Source organism: Streptomyces sp. NPDC040589 (genome assembly GCF_055594445.1).
On sequence record NZ_JBVIWP010000015.1, the window covers coordinates 52,721 to 70,742 of the forward strand.

22 protein-coding genes are annotated in these 18,022 nt (G+C 71.4%); 13 read left to right on the forward strand and 9 right to left on the reverse strand.

All coding sequences use genetic code 11. The features are described 5' to 3' along the window. Positions 1 to 18: 18 nt before the first annotated feature. Positions 19 to 942 carry an NAD-dependent epimerase/dehydratase family protein gene (locus ACZ58V_RS39325; RefSeq protein WP_468189580.1) on the forward strand — a complete coding sequence of 308 codons (924 nt, stop codon included), beginning with the start codon at positions 19 to 21 and terminating at the stop codon, positions 940 to 942. A gap of 127 nt (positions 943 to 1,069) precedes the next feature. Here the strand turns inward: ACZ58V_RS39325 and ACZ58V_RS39330 are convergent, their stop codons facing one another. Next, positions 1,070 to 1,333: a GlsB/YeaQ/YmgE family stress response membrane protein gene (locus ACZ58V_RS39330; RefSeq protein WP_184595905.1), complete on the reverse strand. Its 264-nt coding sequence runs from the start codon at positions 1,331 to 1,333 to the stop codon at positions 1,070 to 1,072. Positions 1,334 to 1,491: 158 nt separating this feature from the next. Then, positions 1,492 to 1,932, reverse strand: a complete 441-nt coding sequence (locus tag ACZ58V_RS39335) for an SPW repeat protein (RefSeq protein WP_468189371.1) — start codon at positions 1,930 to 1,932, stop codon at positions 1,492 to 1,494. Positions 1,933 to 2,161: 229 nt separating this feature from the next. Between ACZ58V_RS39335 and ACZ58V_RS39340 the strand changes: the two genes are divergently transcribed. From ACZ58V_RS39340 to ACZ58V_RS39355, 4 genes are all read left to right on the forward strand, one after another. After that, a complete protein-coding gene (locus ACZ58V_RS39340) occupies positions 2,162 to 2,341 on the forward strand; it encodes a hypothetical protein (protein WP_189725354.1) in 180 nt (59 codons plus the stop codon). Between the two features lie 91 nt (positions 2,342 to 2,432). Continuing rightward, positions 2,433 to 2,510, forward strand: coding sequence for a putative leader peptide (locus tag ACZ58V_RS39345; RefSeq protein WP_351405193.1), 78 nt, complete (start codon positions 2,433 to 2,435; stop codon positions 2,508 to 2,510). Positions 2,511 to 2,652: 142 nt separating this feature from the next. Then, on the forward strand, positions 2,653 to 3,207 hold the full coding sequence (gene ssuE / locus ACZ58V_RS39350; RefSeq protein WP_468189374.1) for an NADPH-dependent FMN reductase: 555 nt from the start codon (positions 2,653 to 2,655) through the stop codon (positions 3,205 to 3,207). Between the two features lie 99 nt (positions 3,208 to 3,306). Next, complete coding sequence (locus tag ACZ58V_RS39355) at positions 3,307 to 4,521, forward strand: serine hydrolase domain-containing protein (RefSeq protein ID WP_468189376.1); 1,215 nt, start codon at positions 3,307 to 3,309, stop codon at positions 4,519 to 4,521. Here ACZ58V_RS39355 and ACZ58V_RS39360 read toward each other — a convergent pair. Then, positions 4,518 to 5,567, reverse strand: coding sequence for an acyl-CoA dehydrogenase family protein (locus tag ACZ58V_RS39360; protein WP_468189378.1), 1,050 nt, complete (start codon positions 5,565 to 5,567; stop codon positions 4,518 to 4,520). The two genes, ACZ58V_RS39355 and ACZ58V_RS39360, sit on opposite strands and share 4 nt — an antisense overlap. Positions 5,568 to 5,697: 130 nt before the next feature. Between ACZ58V_RS39360 and ACZ58V_RS39365 the strand changes: the two genes are divergently transcribed. Next, positions 5,698 to 6,048, forward strand: coding sequence for a YciI family protein (locus ACZ58V_RS39365; protein WP_382833188.1), 351 nt, complete (start codon positions 5,698 to 5,700; stop codon positions 6,046 to 6,048). Further along, positions 6,045 to 7,280 carry an RNA polymerase sigma factor gene (locus tag ACZ58V_RS39370; protein ID WP_471296067.1) on the forward strand — a complete coding sequence of 412 codons (1,236 nt, stop codon included), beginning with the start codon at positions 6,045 to 6,047 and terminating at the stop codon, positions 7,278 to 7,280. The genes ACZ58V_RS39365 and ACZ58V_RS39370 overlap by 4 nt, the downstream gene beginning before the upstream one ends. On the opposite strand, the gene ACZ58V_RS39375 is transcribed toward ACZ58V_RS39370, so the two are convergent. Next, positions 7,255 to 8,358: a substrate-binding domain-containing protein gene (locus ACZ58V_RS39375; protein WP_468189382.1), complete on the reverse strand. Its 1,104-nt coding sequence runs from the start codon at positions 8,356 to 8,358 to the stop codon at positions 7,255 to 7,257. The genes ACZ58V_RS39370 and ACZ58V_RS39375 overlap by 26 nt on opposite strands. A 77-nt stretch (positions 8,359 to 8,435) precedes the next feature. Between ACZ58V_RS39375 and ACZ58V_RS39380 the strand changes: the two genes are divergently transcribed. The 4 genes from ACZ58V_RS39380 (at position 8,436) to ACZ58V_RS39395 (ending at position 12,379) form a co-directional block, all read left to right on the forward strand. Next, positions 8,436 to 8,873: a MarR family winged helix-turn-helix transcriptional regulator gene (locus ACZ58V_RS39380; protein ID WP_468189384.1), complete on the forward strand. Its 438-nt coding sequence runs from the start codon at positions 8,436 to 8,438 to the stop codon at positions 8,871 to 8,873. Between the two features lie 194 nt (positions 8,874 to 9,067). Continuing rightward, positions 9,068 to 9,958 carry a glycoside hydrolase family 19 protein gene (locus tag ACZ58V_RS39385; RefSeq protein ID WP_468189386.1) on the forward strand — a complete coding sequence of 297 codons (891 nt, stop codon included), beginning with the start codon at positions 9,068 to 9,070 and terminating at the stop codon, positions 9,956 to 9,958. A 96-nt stretch (positions 9,959 to 10,054) separates the two neighbouring features. After that, a complete protein-coding gene (locus ACZ58V_RS39390) occupies positions 10,055 to 11,419 on the forward strand; it encodes a phospholipase (protein WP_468189583.1) in 1,365 nt (454 codons plus the stop codon). Between the two features lie 42 nt (positions 11,420 to 11,461). Then, positions 11,462 to 12,379 (forward strand): oxidoreductase, encoded by a 918-nt coding sequence (locus ACZ58V_RS39395; RefSeq protein WP_468189388.1) that lies wholly within the window; start codon positions 11,462 to 11,464, stop codon positions 12,377 to 12,379. Here ACZ58V_RS39395 and ACZ58V_RS39400 read toward each other — a convergent pair. Together ACZ58V_RS39400 and ACZ58V_RS39405 are read right to left on the reverse strand one after the other, a co-directional pair. Further along, positions 12,376 to 12,834 (reverse strand): pyridoxamine 5'-phosphate oxidase family protein, encoded by a 459-nt coding sequence (locus tag ACZ58V_RS39400; protein ID WP_471296068.1) that lies wholly within the window; start codon positions 12,832 to 12,834, stop codon positions 12,376 to 12,378. The genes ACZ58V_RS39395 and ACZ58V_RS39400 overlap by 4 nt on opposite strands. A gap of 62 nt (positions 12,835 to 12,896) precedes the next feature. Further along, the gene (locus tag ACZ58V_RS39405) at positions 12,897 to 13,292 is read right to left on the reverse strand and encodes a tautomerase family protein (RefSeq protein ID WP_471296070.1); all 396 of its coding nucleotides are present in this window, start codon (positions 13,290 to 13,292) and stop codon (positions 12,897 to 12,899) included. A 127-nt stretch (positions 13,293 to 13,419) separates the two neighbouring features. Between ACZ58V_RS39405 and ACZ58V_RS39410 the strand changes: the two genes are divergently transcribed. Next, entirely contained in the window at positions 13,420 to 13,812 is a 393-nt protein-coding gene (locus ACZ58V_RS39410) for a VOC family protein (protein WP_471296072.1), read from the forward strand. A gap of 43 nt (positions 13,813 to 13,855) precedes the next feature. After that, entirely contained in the window at positions 13,856 to 14,935 is a 1,080-nt protein-coding gene (locus ACZ58V_RS39415; RefSeq protein WP_471296075.1) for an adenosine deaminase, read from the forward strand. Here ACZ58V_RS39415 and ACZ58V_RS39420 read toward each other — a convergent pair. From ACZ58V_RS39420 to ACZ58V_RS39430, 3 genes are all read right to left on the reverse strand, one after another. Beyond that, positions 14,917 to 15,432 (reverse strand): mycothiol transferase, encoded by a 516-nt coding sequence (locus ACZ58V_RS39420; protein WP_189725368.1) that lies wholly within the window; start codon positions 15,430 to 15,432, stop codon positions 14,917 to 14,919. The two genes, ACZ58V_RS39415 and ACZ58V_RS39420, sit on opposite strands and share 19 nt — an antisense overlap. A 27-nt stretch (positions 15,433 to 15,459) precedes the next feature. Continuing rightward, positions 15,460 to 16,959, reverse strand: coding sequence for a carotenoid oxygenase family protein (locus tag ACZ58V_RS39425; protein ID WP_471296077.1), 1,500 nt, complete (start codon positions 16,957 to 16,959; stop codon positions 15,460 to 15,462). A 67-nt stretch (positions 16,960 to 17,026) separates the two neighbouring features. Next, complete coding sequence (locus tag ACZ58V_RS39430; RefSeq protein WP_189725370.1) at positions 17,027 to 17,941, reverse strand: LysR family transcriptional regulator; 915 nt, start codon at positions 17,939 to 17,941, stop codon at positions 17,027 to 17,029. Positions 17,942 to 18,022: the final 81 nt, after the last annotated feature.

Genomic DNA, 18,022 nt, shown 5'->3' on the forward strand with positions numbered 1-18,022 from the left:
CCGATCCGTCGCATGGTCATGACGACGAACGAGAAGAACCAGAGCATCCTCCTCGCCGGTGCGAGCGGTGTGCTCGGCCGGCACATCGCCCACGCGCTCACCGAGGCGGGCCACAAGGTCACGGGACTCGGGCGGAGCCGGGACAACGGCGTCCGCGCCGACCTCATGGACCGCGAGGCGCTGCTGCGCGCCGTCGACGGACACCACTTCGACACCGTGATCCACGCCGCGACCGCCCTGCGCAAGCCCCCCATGCGCGACCGCGGCATGGACGCCACCGACGCGCTGCGCACCCAGGGCACGGCCCACCTCGTCGAGGCCGCCCACATCACCGGTGCCCGCCGCTTCGTCGCGGAGTCGATGGTCTTCGGCTACGGCTACGGGGATCACGGCGACCGCCCGCTCACCGAGGACGACCCCTTCGGCCCGCTCGGCAGGACACCGCAGCTGGAGCGGCACATCGCCGGCATGCGGACCAAGGAGCGGCTCACCTTCGAGTCGGAGGCGCTGGAGGGCATCGCGCTCCGCTTCGGCCTGTTCTACGGCCCCGGCGGCACCGACGCCCTGCTGCCGCTGCTGCGCAGACGGCAGTTGCCCCTGCCGGACGACCGCGACCGGGTGCTGCCGTGGGTGGAGCTCACCGATGCCGCCCGCGCGGTGGCCGCCGCCGTGGAACGCGGCCGGCCGGGGCAGGCGTACAACATCGCGGACCGCACTCCGCTCGGCTTCCGCGCTCACCTCGAGAGCGTGGCCGGGACGTTCGGGCTGCCGAAGCCCATGACCGTGCCGCTGTGGCTGATGAGACCCATGTCGTACGCGCACACCGTGATGGCGTCACGGCTGCGGGTGTCCTGCGCCAAGGCGGAACGCGAACTGGGCTGGACTCCGCGCTACCCGTCCAGCGGCGAAGGGCTCGCCGCGATGCGGTCGACGGGTCGCTGACGCCGGGGGAGCACCGGCCGGTGCGGCTCCGGTGTGCCGGGCCGTCGGGCCGCGGCACACCGGGTGCCAGGTGATTCCTGGTGTCGCGCACGTACTGTCGATACACCGTCGTCGCCACGCCGTCAGCTCAGCGGCCTGCCTTCGAGCGGTCCAGCGCGGCGACGCCGAGCGCGGCGAGACCGATCTGGATGAGCCATTCGACCCAGTCGACACCCTTGGTGTCGGCCACGCCGAACGCGCCGGCGAGTGCGGAGCCGATCAGCGCGGCGATGATGCCGACGACGATCGTCCACAGGATTCCGATGCGCTGACGGCCCGGGACCACGAGCCGGCCCAGGACGCCGATGACGATGCCGATCACGATGGCACTGATGATGCCGTCGACTTCCATCTCCGCCCCTTCTCCTCAGGACCCCCGCTGCAGTGCGTGTGCCCCCTGGCGGCCGGGACAGTCCGGGTCCCGCGCCTCGTGGCCGTTCGCGGCGCGGGCGCGGACGCGAAAGGGCCGGTCCGGGAGCGCGGACCGGCCTTCGTTTCGTCCGGCGGGGGCTACGGCTTCGGGGAGGCCTTCGCCGCGGTGCCGGCGCACACCAGACCCAAGAGCACGGCCAGTGCACCGATGATGATGTTGTTCCAAACGACCCCGGCGTCCGGGCTCTCGCCGACGATCCACGGCGAGACGATCATCCACACCCCGAGGGCGCACATGGCCCAGCTCAGCCCGTACATACGCTCCGGAGCGCGAGTGAACCCGAGCGCCAGCAGACCGATCGCGATGCCCATGATCAGGTTGTGCGTCACGAGCGGCGGCTGGCTGGTCGTGTAGTGGACTATCCACGGGGAGGCCGCGCAGTACAGACCCAGCAGGAACACCGGTCCGTCCACGAGCGCCACATCGCGACCACCGAGCATGCGGGCGTACCGATCCCGCATCTCGGAGGCATCAGGGTGGCTGGTGATGTCACCTCTGGTGGGCGAGACGTTGGCCATGACTCGTCTCCTTCGTCTTACAGGGCGACCGCGTCTGGTGAGGTATGCGGTAAGCGCCGGGTACGCACATTCTGCTCTTATTTTTCCTTTATGTGTAGAGGTTGTGCGGGGGGTACGGACTCCTACCGGGCGGTACATGTCCGGGCGGATCGCGGGCAACCGGACGGGTACGGCAATGACCGATCGATGTCGCCCGGCGGGCGGCGCAGGACAGCGGAGGGCAGCGGACATGTCTACGGCGATCAGCGCGAAGGTGTTGGAGCGGTTCCCGGCGGGAGCCCCGCGCGGATCGTGGCCGGCGGAGGAGTACGCGGCACGCTGCCGCGCCGAGGGCGAGCCCGCCACCGTCGTGATGGACCTGGAGTCGGACGCCTTCCTCGTGGTGGTTCCGTCGGACGACGACGCCTGAATCCGGCCAAAATCCGGGGTCCGGGATACGAGACGGGCCGCGCGTTCCTTGACGGTCCTCGTCTCCCGCTGCGACGATCCATGGCATGACCATGCGACTGGACCTCACGCGGCGACGCCACGTCGACCTCGCACGCGTCTCCAGCGCCTCCTGTCGCGCCGCAGCTTGAGCCTTCCCGCTCGCAGCCTCCTCGCACGCCTGAATTCGTCGCTCTGTCGCGCCCTTTGAGCGTGGCTGACCGCAGCTGAATACGGCGTACCCGAATGCGGCTCTGCCGCGCGCAGTCGCGCCTTCTCCCGGAAAGAGAACCCATGGCCACCGTCCTGTCCGTCTCCGGCAGCCCCTCCGCCTCCTCCCGCACCAGCCGCCTGCTGCGCCACCTGGACGCGCGGCTGGCCGCGCAGGGCCATGACGTCATCCCGCTCGACGTCCGCACCATCCCCGCCGAGGCCCTGCTCGGCGCGGACTTCCGGCACCCCGCGATCGTCGAGGCCACCGACCTGTTCGCGCGTGCCGACGGCATCGTCGTCGGCACGCCCGTCTACAAGGCCTCCTACTCCGGTGTCCTCAAGGCCCTGCTGGACCTGCTCCCGCAGTACGCCCTCACCGGCAAGACCGTGCTGCCGCTCGCCACGGGTGGCAGCGTCGCCCATGTCCTGGCCATCGACTACGCCCTGCGCCCGGTTCTCACCTCCATGGGGGCGGCCCACACGGTGCAGGGCTGGTTCACCCTCGACAAGGACCTCACCGTGCAGGACGACGGCTCGCTGACCGTCGCGCCGGCCGCCGCAGAGGCACTCACCCAGGTGGTGGACCTGTTCTCCGCGGCGCTCGGCCGCACCCCGCTGCTGGCCGTGGCGGGCTGACGCCTCCGACCCTCCAAAGGTCAACCCTGGAGCCGGACTTCGGCGTCCTGGTCACCGAGGGGCAGGTCCTGCCCCTCGGTGACCAGGAGGCACACACGCATGAAGCAGCGGACCGCACGCACCGTCTCATTAGCCTTGGCCGTGGCGTTGTCCGCCGGAACGGCGGCACTCGCACCGTCCGCCCACGCGGCACAGTCCAAGCATGGCCACGAGGCGACCCGAACCGCCCTGCGGGATCTGGTCGAGAAGGGCGGACTCCCCGGCGTCGCGGCCAAGGTCCGTGATGGCAAGGAGAGTTGGTCGGCCGCTTCCGGATACGCGGACACCGGCACCGGCCGCAAGCGTTCCCCCGCCGACCACTTCCGCGGCGCCAGCATCACCAAGACGTTCGTCGCGACCGTCCTGCTCCAACTGGAGGCCGAAGGCAGACTGAGCCTGGACGACACGGTCGAGTCCTGGCTGCCCGGCCTGGTGCGGGGCAACGGCTACGACGGGAACAAGATCACCCTGCGCCGGCTCCTCAACCACACCAGCGGCATCGCCAACTACACCGACGACCCCGCGTTCATCCACGGCGCAGCCGGACCCGGCTTCCCGGAGCACCGGTACGACACCCACACGCCCGAGGAACTCGTGGCGATCGCGCTGAAGTACCCGCCGCTGCCCGACCCGGAGACGGCGCCGGTGTACTCCAACACCAACTTCGTCATCGCCGGAATGGTCATCGAGAAGGCGACGGGCCGCTCCTACGCGGAGGAGATCACCCGTCGCGTGATCCGGCCGCTGAAGCTGCGCGGGACGTCCTTCCCCGGGACATCGCCGAAGATGCCCGACCCGCACCCCGTCGGCTACTCCCGGCTCCATGAGGAGGCCCCGGACGCGGAGATCCATGACGCCACCGGACAGAACATGACCTGGCTGGGCGCGGCCGGCGACGTCATCTCCACCAGCGGTGACCTCAACCGGTTCCAACGAGCTCTGCTCAAGGGCGAGTTGTTGCGACCGGCCCAGCTGAAGGAGATGCTCGACGAGGTCCCGGCGGGGGGCGGCATCGGGTACGGACTCGGAGTCGAGTTCGCGGAGCTGTCCTGCGGCGTGAAGGTGGTGGGCAAGAGCGGCCGTACCAACGGATCCCTGTCCGCGATGGTGGGCACACAGGACGGCAAGCACCAGATGACGTTCAACATCAACGGTGACTGGCTCCAGGACGGATCGCTCTACGTCGATGTGATCGAAGCGGAGTTCTGCGGCAAGGTCCCGTCCCGCACCGGCAAACCCCTGACCGGCAGGCCGCTCCTGCCCCGGCTCGGTTAAGCCGACGCCAGCGACCCGAGGTGCCTCCGGCGTGCCTCGGCCGTCTGGCCCTGCACCAGGAGGAACATCCCCTCGCGGGCCAGCCGCTGCGCCCGGCTGTCCAGGGCCATGGACCGGCCGCCCCCGGCCACGACCGCCGCGGTCGTGGCCGCGCGCATGAGGTCGTACGCGCGTGTCTTCACAGTCAGGCGCTCCGGGACGCACTCGTGGGGGACCGGGTGGTCGGCCAGCGCGTAGGCCTCCCGCCGGACCTCGTCCAGCCGTGCCCGCAACGAATGGGCCGTGTCCTCGCCGTCCGGGGCGTCCGCCACCAGGTCCAGCGCCGCGTACGCCACCCCGAAGACGGCCGGACTGGCGTTGGCGGCCCTGGGCAGGTCGACCAGGGCGAACTCCTTCTGCGGCACGCGCAGCACGACGGCCTCGTCCGGCACCCACAGGCCGTCCAGTTCCAGGGAGACCGTACGGGCGGCGGTGAGGGCCGCGAGCCGCATCGGCGCCGACGGAGACAGCCCCGGCTGCTCGCGGGCCTCGGCGAAGACGAACACCACCTCGGCCGTGTCCGTCACACCGGCCAGCAGCATCACGTCGTTCAGACCCCAGCCCGTGAACCAGGGCACCGTTCCCTCGAAGCGCCAGCCGCCCCGCTCGGGAACCGCCCGCACGGGGACGCGGGGGAAGGCACGGACATGGGCGAACGCGATACCGGCCATCACCTCGCCGGTCGCCAGCGGGCGCAGGAGCTTCTCGCGGACGGGCGAGTCATAGGTGGCGAGCAGCTTCACCGGAGTGTGGTGCTGTGTCTGCACGAACCATGTGGAGCAGCACGCCCCGGCCAGGATCTCCGCGGTCTCCCGCGCCACCTCGACGGGCGCCTCCGCCCCGCCGTACTCCTTCGGCGCGCCCACCCCGAGCAGCCCGGCCCGTTTCACCGCCTCGATATGGCTTTCCGGCACACCCTCCTGGTCGACGCGCTCGGCGTGCGGGACGAGGAGATCGTGCGCCAGTCGCTGTGCGCGGGTGACGAGGGGATGGGGTGTGGTGGTCATGGGAGAAATTCTCTCGGTCGCGCGGCGCGGGGTGTCGATCCGGGGGCGTGTCGTTCGTGTAGGAGGTGCAAGGACACCCCGACATCCCCGTACCCCGACAGCCCGACACAAGGACGCCATGGAGGCCGTCATGAAGTACTACCTGCTCAGCGTGATGCAGCCGGTCGGCGGTCCGCCCGCCATCGAGGTCCTCGAAGAGATCGGCAAGAACCTCGACGCCTTCCACCAGGAGCTGCGCGAGGCGGGTGCGTGGGTCTTCGCCGGAGGACTGCACGGCCCGGAGTCCTCCACCGTGCTGCGGCCCCGCGACGGCGACGTCCTGATCACCGACGGCCCGTACGCCGAGGGCAAGGAGATGCTCGGCGGCATCTGCCTCGTCAGGGCGCCCGACCTGGACGCCGCCCTGGAGTGGGGGCGCAAGGCGGCCCTGGCCACCACCCTGCCGATCGAGGTGCGCCCCTTCATGGGCGGCGCCGAATGACGGGTGTGGACGTCGAGGCGGTCTTCCGTGCCGAGTACGGCCGCGCGCTCGCCGTCCTGGTCCGCTTCCTCGGCGACATCGACCTCGCCGAGGAAGCGGTCCAGGACGCCTTCACCACGGCCGTGCGGCGCTGGCCGGAGACGGGCGTCCCGCCGAGCCCCGCCGGGTGGATCATCACCACGGCCCGGAACCGGGCCGTCGACCGGCTGCGCCGCGAGTCCTCGAGACAGGCCCGGCACGCCGAGGCCGCCCTGCTGCACGCCTCCGACGCACCGCCCGAGGAGGGCCCCGTGCGCGACGACCGGCTCCGCCTGATCTTCACCTGCTGCCACCCCGCGCTCTCCCTCCGGGCCCGGGTCGCCCTGACCCTGCGCCTGCTCGGCGGGCTCACCACCGCGCAGATCGCCCGCGCCTTCCTCGTGCCCGAACCGACGATGGCCCAGCGGCTGGTCCGCGCCAAGGCGAAGATCCGCGACGCCGGGATCCCGTACCGGGTGCCCCGCGACGCCGACCTTCCCGACCGGCTCGGCGGGGTCCTGGCCGTCGTCTACCTGATCTTCAACCAGGGGTACGAGGGCTCGCCCGACCTGTGCGCCGAAGCCGTACGGCTCGGCCGCCTCCTGACCGACCTCATGCCGGACGAGGCCGAGGCGACCGGCCTGCTCGCGCTGATGCTCCTGGTCGAGGCGCGCCGCGACGCCCGCGAGAACGACCGGGGCGAACTGGTGCCGCTGCCCGAGCAGGACCGGGCCCGCTGGGACCGTGACCTGATCACCGAGGGACAGGCGCTCGTCCGCCGCTGCCTGCGCCGCGACCGGCCCGGGCCCTACCAGATCCAGGCCGCCATCCAGGCCGTGCACAGCGACGCGCCGACCGGCGACGCCACCGACTGGGACCAGATCCGGCAGCTCTACGACCAGCTCATGACCCTCGCCCCGAGCCCGGTCGTGGCCCTGAACCGGGCCGTCGCCGTCGCCGAGACCGACGGCCCCGGGCCTGCCCTCGACCTCGTGGACGCCCTCGACCTCGACGGCTACCACGTCCTGCACGCCGTCCGCGCCGACCTGCTGCGTCGCCTGGGCCGCGACACGGAAGCCGTAGCGGCGTACGACGCGGCCCTCGCGCTCGCGGAGAACCCGGCGGAACGCGCGTTCCTCGACCGCCGCAGGGAGGCGCTCGTACGGCGGCGCCGGGCGGACAGCCCTGTCACGGACGAGCGTCGAGCTCCGTGAGCACGTCGAAGTCGAGACCGTCGGCACGGGCCAGGTAGATGCGCTGGCGCACATGACCGTCCCGCAGGTGCAGCAGCCCGCGCGGGCCCTCGTACGACACCGCGCCCGCCGCCGCGCCGATCGCCGACACGTCCAGCGTCCCGGCCCTCCTCAGCAGCGCGGCCAGCAGCAGCACGCCCTCGTAGCAGGACTCGCCGAGGCTGCCGAGGGCGGGTGCCTCGACGCCGTAGCGGGCCGCGTACCGCCCGTGGAAGTCGAGGGCGTCCAGGTTGGCCAGCGAGGCGAAGAAGCCGGCCGTGCTGTAGAGGTCCTCGGTGGCCGCCGGGCCGCTCGCCATCAGCATGTTCTCGTCCATCAGCGTGCTCAGCCGCAGACAGCGCGCGTGCAGACCGTACGCCGCGAACGCCCGGTTGAAGCGCACCGCGTCGCTGCCGACGAGCAGCATCAGCACCCCGTCGGCGTTCGCGCGCTCGACGCGGCGCAGCACCGGCTCGAAGTCGTCGGTGCCGAGCGGGAGATAGGCCTCACCGGCGACACACCCGCCGGACGCGCGGGCGTACGCCCGGGCCGCCCGTGCCGTGCGCCGTGGCCACACATAGTCGTTCCCGACGACGAACCACCGCCGCACCCCGCGCTCGTGGGCCAGCAGGTCCATCGCGGGCCGCAGCTGATCGCGCGGGGTCTCGCTCGTCAGGAACACGCCCGCCGTGTCCTCCCCGCCCTCGTACAGCGCCGTGTACACGTACGGGACGCGGTGCGCGATCCTCGGCGCCAGCGCCTGCCGCACCGAGGAGATGTGCCAGCCCGTGACGCCCTGCACGACGCCCAGGTCCACCAGCGCCTCGACCTGGCCGGCGATCTCGTGCGGCGGGCCCGAGCCGTCGACCGGTACCAACCGGAGTTCCCTGCCGAGCACGCCGCCGTCCCGGTTGACCTCCTCGGCGGCCAGCCGCGCGCACAGCTCGCACGTCGGCCCGAAGATCCCGGCCGGCCCCTGCAGGGGAAACACGAGAGCCACGCCGAGCACGGAGTCGTCGGCCGTGAACCACTCGGGCGCGGGGAGGTCGTGCCGGAACATGGCGTCATGATTCCGGCTCCGTCAGGCGAACTCCAGTGCGTCTCTTACGATGGACGCACCTCTGAGCTAGGAGCGGCATGCCCACCCCAACTCCGCGTCGGTCCGACGACCTGGTGCAGCTGCTGACGCGGGCCGAGCGGCTCGCGGCGCGGCGGTTGCAGGCCGTGCTGGAGGAGGAGGGCTGCTCGCTCGACGCGTGGCGGGTGCTGGTCCTGCTGTCCGGCGGCGAGGGGCACCACATGACGGCGATCGCGGAGGCCGCCTTCCTGCCGCCTCCGACGCTGACCAAGCTGGTCGACCAGCTCGTCGACCAGAACCTGGTGCACCGCCGGGTCGACCCGTTCGACCGCCGCCGCATTCTCGCCCACCTCACCCCGCGCGGCCGGGAGTACTGGCAGCGCGTCGACCGAGCGGTCCGCGCCGGCCGGCCCACGCTCGGCGACGGCGACGACGAACTGCTGCGGTCCCTGCTGGACCGACTCGCGGCGACGCTGGCGGAGTCGGCCCACGTGTGAGCCCCCGGCAGCCCCGGACGCGGATGACTGGTCTACACCCTTGACTGGTACAGACCAACGCGGTTGAGTGTGCCTCCACAACCCCCCACCACGGCCGCCCCCACGCCGTGACCGGCCCGGCCGGCATGTGCGCCAAGGCTCTGCTTCGCCCTGCCTTGCCGGGTGCGGCCGTGCTCCGCAAAGGAGTTGAGCCCGTGTCGAGACGCCGTCTGTCCGCAGTCCTGGTCACCCTCGCCCTCGCGGGCACCGCCCCGGTGCTGCTGCCCGCCTCGAACGCCTCCGCCGCCGCGTGCTCCAGCTACCCGAACTGGGTGGCGGGCAAGTCGTACGCGGCCGGCGACATCGTCCGCTACACCGACGGCAAGGCGTACATCGCCGAGCACGCCAACCCGGGCTACGACCCGGTCATCAGCACCTGGTACTGGGAGCCGTACGCCTGCGACAGCGGTCCGGGCACGCCCAACGCGCGCTTCGTCGTCACCGAGGCGCAGTTCAACCAGATGTTCCCGAACCGGAATCCCTTCTACACGTACAGCGGGCTCACCGCGGCCCTGAGCGCCTACCCCGGTTTCGCCAACACCGGCAGCGACACGGTGAAGAAGCAGGAGGCCGCCGCCTTCCTCGCCAACGTCAGCCACGAGACCGGCGGCCTGGTGCACGTCGTCGAGCAGAACACCGCCAACTACCCGCACTACTGTGACTGGAGCCGGCCCTACGGCTGTCCGGCCGGCCAGGCCGCCTACTACGGGCGCGGCCCGATCCAGCTGAGCTGGAACTTCAACTACAAGGCCGCGGGCGACGCGCTCGGCATCGACCTGCTGAACAACCCCTGGCTGGTCCAGAACGACGCGGCCGTCGCCTGGAAGACGGCCCTGTGGTACTGGAACACCCAGTCCGGCCCCGGCACGATGACCCCGCACAACGCCATGGTGAACAGCGCCGGCTTCGGCCAGACCATCCGCAGCATCAACGGCTCTCTGGAGTGCGACGGCAAGAACCCGGCGCAGGTGCAGAGCCGCGTCAACAACTATCAGCGGTTCACGCAGATCCTCGGGACGTCACCCGGCGGCAACCTCTACTGCTGACGCCGGACCCCAGGGCGTGGTGTCATACGGGATGTCATGCACCTGATCAATTTCGATCGGTCCTGATCAGTCCGACGAAAGGCATCCCTCATGCGTCTGCGCACCCCCCACGCCCTGCTCGCCACGACCGCCGCGCTGGCCGCCGCGGTCGTGGCCCCGCCGCCCGCCACTGCCGCCGCGGTTCCGGCCCCGGGCACGTACTACGTCCAGAGCGCCACCTCTGGGCTCAACGCGGCCGACAACAACGGAGCGGTCGAGCAGCACAGACCCCGCGGCAACGAGGACCGCCAGCAGTGGCGGCTGAAGGCGAACGGGTCAGCCTCCCTCCTCGAGAACACCGACACACCGGGCACCTGCCTCGGCCGCAACGGCGACCAGGCCGCGACCGTCGCCTGCGCGAGCGCCGACGCCGCCTGGGAGATCGCCCCGGCCGGCACCGACCGTTACACGCTCAAGGCCCCGGGCACCGCGCGCCACCTCACGGTGGCCCCCAAACCGGCCGACGCCACCTACCCCGCCCGGCTCGCTGTCGGCCCGGCGGGCGACCTCGCCGCCTGGTACCTCACCCCCGTCGACCCCGCCACCGGCCCGATGCCGCCGCAGGACCACCGCACTCTGGACCAGGTCACGTTCCTCACCTCGCACAACGCGTACGCCAACGGCGTCGACGGCGGCTTCGCACCGCCCTTCGTCAACCTCGTGCCCAACCAGACCCGCGGTATCGAGCGGCAACTCGCCGACGGGGTCCGCGGATTCATGCTCGACGTCCACCAGACCCCGGACGGCGCGATCCTCTGCCACAACAGCTGCACCCTCGTCAGCAGGCCGGTCGCCCTGTGGGTCGACCTCCAGCGCATGGTGGACTTCCTCAAGGCCCATCCCGACCAGTTCGTCACCGTCTTCCTGGAGGACTACGTCGACCCGGGCGTCCTGCGCGCGGAACTCGCCCGGGTCAGCGGCCTGTCGGACGTGCTGTACCGGCCCGACCGCACCGGCGTACGGCAGAACGGCTGGCCGACGATGGCGGACCTGGCCGCCGCCGGCGACCGGCTGCTGATCTTCACCGACCACAGTCGTTCCGCCGACCAGGCGGCGGGCCTGCCCCGGGACAGCTTCGGCGTCATGTACCAGCGCGAGTGGACCGTCGAGAACTACTGGTCCATGGGCTCGGGCGTCGGCTCCTCCGACTGGTCCTGCTACAGCCGCTGGTACGACGCCGGCACGAACATCCCGCTGACCCGCACCGACCCCGGTTTCCGCCCGCTGTTCGTCATGAACCACTTCCGCGACGTCGGCATCACCTCCACCGCCACGACCGACAACACCAAACTCGCCGACCGCGCCCGGCGGTTCTGCCAGCCGGCCGCCCGCAAGAAGCCCAACTTCCTCGCCGTGGACCACTACGACCGCGGCGACCCGGCCTCCGCCGTCGCCACCCTCAACTCGTACACCTATCCGTAAAACGGCTCCACCGGCCCCCGCGGCGCGTGTGAGACTCCGCCGATGAGCTCACAGACGATCACCGCGGACGCCGCGGGCACCTGGAAACTCGGCGACCTGCCCGTCCACCGCCTCGGCTTCGGCGCGATGCGGCTGACGGGCAGCGCCGCCTTCCACCACGGCACACCGAGCGACCGCGACCGGTCGATCGCCGTCCTGCGCAAGGCGATCGACCTCGGCGTGAACCACATCGACACCGCCGCCTTCTACTTCTCGTCGCTGCGCTCAGCGAACGAGCTCATCAACACCGCGCTGGGGCCCTACCCGGACGACCTGGTCATCGTCACCAAGGTGGGCCCGTACCGGACCTACGACGGGGAGTGGGGCACCTCGGCACGCCCCGAGGATCTGCGCGGCCACGTCGAGGAGAATCTGCGCCAGCTCGGCCGCGACCACCTGGACGTCGTCAACCTGCGCCGGATGCCGAAGTACGACTCGATCGCCGAGCATTTCGGCGTCCTCGCGGATCTGCGGGACGCGGGCCTGATCAGGCACCTGGGCATCTCGGGCGTCGAGCCCCGTCACCTCGCCGAGGCGGAGGCCATCGCACCCGTGGTCTGCGTACAGAATCGGTACGCCCTCGACCGTCCCGACCCCGTGGCCGACGAACTGCTGCGGATCTGCGGCGAACAGGGCGTCGCCTTCGTGCCGTTCTACGCCGTCGCCGGCGAGAGCGGGGAGCACGGTGCGACCACCGTCCACGACGAGGAGCTGCGAGCCGTGGCCCGCGCCCATGGCGCGAGCCCCGCGCAGATCCGCCTCGCCTGGACGCTGCACCAGGGCCCGCACGTCCTCGCCATCCCCGGCACCGGCAACCCCGACCACCTCGCCGAGAACGTGGCGGCGGGTGCGATCCGCCTCACCGACGAGGAACTGGACCGGCTGGGCGCACCGCGGCGAAGGGCCGGGGCGAGCGGCTAGACCGTCCAGCTCCCGTCCCGCATGAGATGCCTGCGGGGCAACTCGTGCGCCTCGCACCACGCCTGCACCGTACGCGGCCGCACCTGGAAGAACGCGTACGACGCGTGGTCCTCGCGGGGATCCCAGCCGGTCTTCGCACGGAACGCCTCGGCCGCGGCGGGCGGCACCTCGGCGGATGTGAAGGTCTCCACGTCGCCGTCGACGAGCACGACGTCCCGGGTGTCCCCGAACGCCAGCCGGGCCTGTCGGCCGTCCCGCAGATTGCGGCCGGTGGGGTTGGTCAGCCGGGTGCACAGCCACACGGCCTCGTCGTGCCACACGAACCACAGCGGAACCAGACACGGCACCCCTTCGGCGCCGGCCGTGGCGACCCAGATGTCGATGTCCCGCTCCAGCCGGACCAGCAGGTCCGCCTTGCGCTGCTCGGGGGTGCGAGGTGGCTCGGTGATCTTCATGGACGGGACGCTAGCGGCCGGTCCGGGGGTCCCGCCTCGGGCTGCGGGCGTAGGCCGAAGGCCTAGGCCCTCGTGGAATCGAGGTACTGCGCCAGCCCCTCGCCCAATGACCAGTCGGCCGACTCGTTCTCGGTCAGGACCACGAACACGTTCCTCGGCTCGGTGCCCGCGTACGCCTGGGCGAGCTCGGCGATTCTCCGGTACAGCGCCTGCTTCCGCGCGGGCATGCGACCGGAGCGGAGTGTGATCGCGACGTAGACGATGCCGTCGTCGCGGTGCACGCCGAGGTAGTCGTCGTACCGCAGCGTGCCGCTCGTGCCGTCGTGGTCCGTCAGGATCTGGAACCGGTCGTCGGGTGGAATGCCGAGCGTCTCCCGCAGGGCGTCGTGGACGGCGCGGCCGAGCGCGGCGAGGCGCTCGGGGCCGGCGCGGAGCGTGTCGATGCGGACCAAGGGCATAGGGCCTCCCGGGGATCGTGGATCACGACTGTACATACTAGTAGTTACAGAGAAGAGTGATGTAGTTGGCATCCCATGCGTTTTACGTTTAACCTCTCCCGTCAACCGCACGCTCCGAGAGGTCCCGATGAGACGTATCGCCCTGGTCACCCTCGTCGTCGACGACTACGACGAGGCGATCCGCTTCTACACCGAGGCCCTCGGATTCCGGCTCGCCGAGGACGCGCCCCGGCCCGACGGATCCCGCTGGGTCGTCGTCGAGCCCGGTGCCCCGGGAGCCGGCAGCGGCCTGCTGCTCGCCCGCGCCAAGGGGGAGGCTCAGGCCGCCCGGGTGGGGGACCAGGCCGGAGGGCGGGTCGGATTCTTCCTGCACACCGACGACTTCGCCCGCGACCACAACCGGATGACCGCCGCGGGCGTCACCTTCCTGGAGGAGCCGCGGCGTGAGCCGTACGGCATCGTCGCCGTCTTCCAGGATCTGTACGGCAACCGCTGGGATCTCCTCCAGCCCGTCGGCTGACCTTCCCCTCGCTTCGAACCGCCCGCTCAAGGAAAGACCCGCCATGACTGCTACGCGCGTAGACGCCGAACTGATCCGCCGGCTTCCCAAGGCCGTGCTGCACGACCACCTCGACGGCGGCCTGCGCCCCGCCACCGTGGTGGAGCTCGCGGACGCGGTCGGCCACACCCTGCCCACCACCGACCCCGACGAGCTCGCCGCCTGGTACTACGAGGCCGCCAACTCCGGCGACCTGGTGCGCTACATAGCCACCTTCGAGCACACCCTCGCCGTCATGCAGACCCGCGAGGGCCTGCTGCGCACCGCCGAGGAGTACGTCCTCGACCTCGCCGCCGACGGCGTCGTCTACGGCGAGGTGCGTTACGCCCCCGAGCTGATGCTGAACGGCGGGCTCACCCTGCCCGAGGTCGTGGAGACGGTCCAGGAGGGCCTCGCGGCGGGCATGGCGAAGGCGGCTGCCGCAGGCACACCGGTCCGTGTCGGCACCCTGCTGTGCGGGATGCGGATGTTCGACCGGGTGCGGGAGGCCGCCGACCTGGCCGTGGCGTTCCGGGACGCCGGTGTCGTCGGCTTCGACATCGCCGGTGCCGAGGACGGGTTCCCGCCCGCCGACCACCTCGCGGCCTTCGAGCACCTGCGCCGCGAGAACGTGCCGTTCACCATCCACGCCGGGGAGGCGCACGGCCTGCCCAGCATCCACCAGGCCCTCCAGGTGTGCGGCGCCCAGCGCATCGGGCACGGCGTGCGCATCACCGACGACATCCCCGACCTCGCGGCGGGCAAGCTCGGCCGTCTCGCCGGCTGGGTGCGCGACCGGCGCATCGCCCTGGAGATGTGCCCGACCTCCAACCTCCAGACCGGCGCCGCGGCCTCCATCGCCGAGCACCCGATCACCGCGCTGAAGGACCTCGGCTTCCGCGTCACCCTCAACACGGACAACCGGCTGGTGTCGGGCACGACGATGACCCGCGAGATGTCCCTGCTGGTCGAGCAGGCGGGCTGGAGCGTCGAGGACCTGCGCACGGTCACGGTGAACGCCCTGAAGAGCGCGTTCCTCCCCTTCGACGAGCGGAACGCGCTCATCCGGGACGTCGTGCTGCCCGGCTACGAAGCCGCGCTCTGAAGGAGTCCCCGCAGGTAGGCGGCCTGTCCGATGTGCTGGAGATCGTCGGACAGGACGCTGACCAGCCGGACCCCCAGGGTGACCGGCGGATCCCAGCGCTCGTCGACGACCCGCTCCAGGTCCTTGGCGGCCAGGCCGCGCAGGGCGGTGAGGCTCTGGTCGTGCACGGCGTCGTAGTAGCCGGTCAGCATCTCGCCCGAGTCGACCCGGACCTTGGCGACCTTGGCGGGACTGTGGCCGTAGCCCGTGTCGTGGCGGGACAGGCCCAGCCCGAAGCGCTTCTCCCAGTCCTGTGACAGCCACACCTGCTCGAGGCCGAAGGCGTCGGCGAAGTGGTCGTCCTGGACCCGGGTGAGGTGCCAGACCAGCCAGGCGACGGAGTTGGCGTCGGGGGAGGGGCGGGCGGCCAGTTCGTCGGGCCCGAGGCCCTCGACGGTGGCGTGGACTTCTTCGCGGATGCGGCTGTGAGCCTCGATGAGGACGTCCTTTGCATGCATACGTCCACCATCGCCCATCGCGTCACCTCACGCGTCGGGTACCCAGCTCCCGTGGAAGCCCAGGGGCACCCGCCCCGGCAGATGGATCCGGGCGACCGGTTCGCCGGTGAAGTCCTGGGTCGAGAGGATCACCAGGTCCGACGCACCGCGGTCGGGGTCGTGCACGTACGCGATCGCGTAGCCGTCGTCCTCGGCCGCGCCCGGGTCGGCCGGGTCGCACGGTACGAACACGGCCTCGCTCGCCGCGGAGCCCCGTGGCAGCCGGTGCACCTGCGCCGTGCCGCGCAGCAGATCGTGCTTGAACAGGGCGTTGCCGAAGGCCCGGTCGGGCGGGTTGCCGTCGGCACTCAGGTACGCCAGTGTCATCTCCGCGGACGCCGCCGTGTAGCCGTAGCGGTGCCGACGGGACACCAGCGCCTCGTTCACACGCGGGAACTCCTGCGGACGGTCGTCGAGCGTCTTCGTGCGCACCCGGCCGCGGCGCAGGTCGATCGTCCAGCGGTCGAGCCGGGCGGTCCCCGCTCCGTACGGCCCGCCCGACCCACGGCCGGCCACGAAGAAGGGCGCGTCGAAGTTCGTCATGTCGATGACGATGTCCGGGCCCTCCTCATAGGCGTTGAGGGTGTGCGAGTAGTACACCGGGTCCACGTCGAACCAGCGCACCGCACCACCTGCTCGCGGCAGGACGCCTACCCGCGCCGGGTGTTTCCTGTTCCAGACATACGGCACGATGTCGCCGCGCTCGGCGCCCGCCGGGTCGAAGGTGACCGGCATGTCGAGGATGACCACGTGGTTCTCGGTGAGCGCGAAGTCGTGGATCATCGGCGCGTCCGCCACCGGGATCGTCGTGGTGCGCGAGACCCGGCCCGTCGGGTCCACGACGAGGTGGCGCACATGGTCCCAGGTCGGGTAGTAGGCGATCGCGTGCAGCTCGCCGGCGTGCACATCGAGCTTGGTGTGTGCCGTCAACGGCCCCTTCAGGGTGCCCCGGAAGTCGTACGTGCCGATGGTGTTGAGCTCGTCGTCGAGTTCGTAGGGCAGGGGGCCGCTCTCCTGGAGCGCGAGGATCCGTCCCCGGTAGGGGATCACATGGGTGTTGCAGGGGAAGTCGTCCGGCGGCACGGGGCCCGGATACGGCTCGCCGAGCTTCTTCGCCACCTGGGACGAGCGCACCCACCTGTTGCGGTACCACTCGGCGCGGCCGTCGCGCAGCCGGACGCCGTGCACCATGCCGTCGCCGAGCATCCAGTGGTGGGCACGCGGGTCCTCCAGGCCCAGGACATTGGGGCCGTTGCGCAGGTAGCGCCCGTTCAGCTCGCGCGGGACGCGGCCGGTGACCGGCAGGTCGAAGGCCGTCAGTTCCTCGGTGACGGGCTTGAACGCGCCCTCGAGAAAGGGGAAGTGCCGCTTCGCCGGGGCCGGCGCCGCAGCGGCGGGCCGCGCTCCCGCCCCCGTGCCGACGAGTCCGCCGGCCGCCGTGATCGCGGCCGCGCCGCGCAGTACGTTCCGTCGCGTGTGGTCCGTCATTTTCCGTACTCCTGACCGCGGTTGTCGTGGGGTGCGGTCATGAGTCTGCGGCGTGAGACGGCCCGGGTCAGGAGGGGCAGACACCGTCCTGGGGTGTTGCCAGGCCCCCTGTTTCCAGCAGGGTCATCAGCGCCCGCGCGGCCGGACTGGTCGCCTGCGCGGGCGGCAGCAGGGCGACGGTCTCGTACGGAGTCCCGCCGGTGCCCTCCACCGGCAGGGCGGTCAGCGACGCGCGCTTGTGCCGGAAGTGCCGAGGCACGACGGCGATGCCCAGGCCCTCGTCCACCAGGTCGAGGAGGCTGTGCACGTCGTTCACCTCCAGGGCGACGGTCCGCCGCACGCCCGCCGCGGCGAACGCGGCGTCGGTGGTGCGGCGGGGCCCCCAGTCCGGGTGGAAGTCGACGAACACCTCGCCCCCCAGATCCGCCGGCGTGACGGACGCACCGGCGGCGGCGAGCCGGTGGCTGGGATGGCACAGGACCGTCATCGGTTCACTGGTCAGCGGCACGGACCTCAGCTGGTCGGTGTCCTCCTGGGTCCGCACCACGAAGGCGAGGTCGAGCCGCCCGGCCGCGACCTCCTCCGCCAGTGCCCCCGAGCCCGCCTGCCGCAGGCAGATCTCGACATCCGGGTGCTGCCTCCGGAACGTGGCCAGCAGCCCCGCCACATTCACCCCGGCGACGCACTGCTCGCTGCCGAGCGCCAGCATGCCGCGCAGCACGCCCTGCACCGCCGCCACCGCCTCGTGGGCCGTGCGCACCTGCGCCAGGATCCGCTCCGCCTCACCGAGCAGCGCCCGCCCGGCCGGGGTCAGCGTCACCCGGCGGGTCGTCCGTACGAAGAGCGGCGTCTGCAGCTCCCGCTCCAGCGCCCGGATCGAGGCCGACAGGCCCGACTGGGAGACCAGGAGGCGTTCCGCCGCCCGGGTGAAGTGCTGGTCCTCGGCGACCGCGACGAAGTGCTGCAAGTGGCGCAGTTCCATGACTGAGAAGCGTAACCGCTGAATTCCATCGGATTCTTCTGTTGGACGCATGGGAGCAGGTCACGCCAGAGTGGACACCGG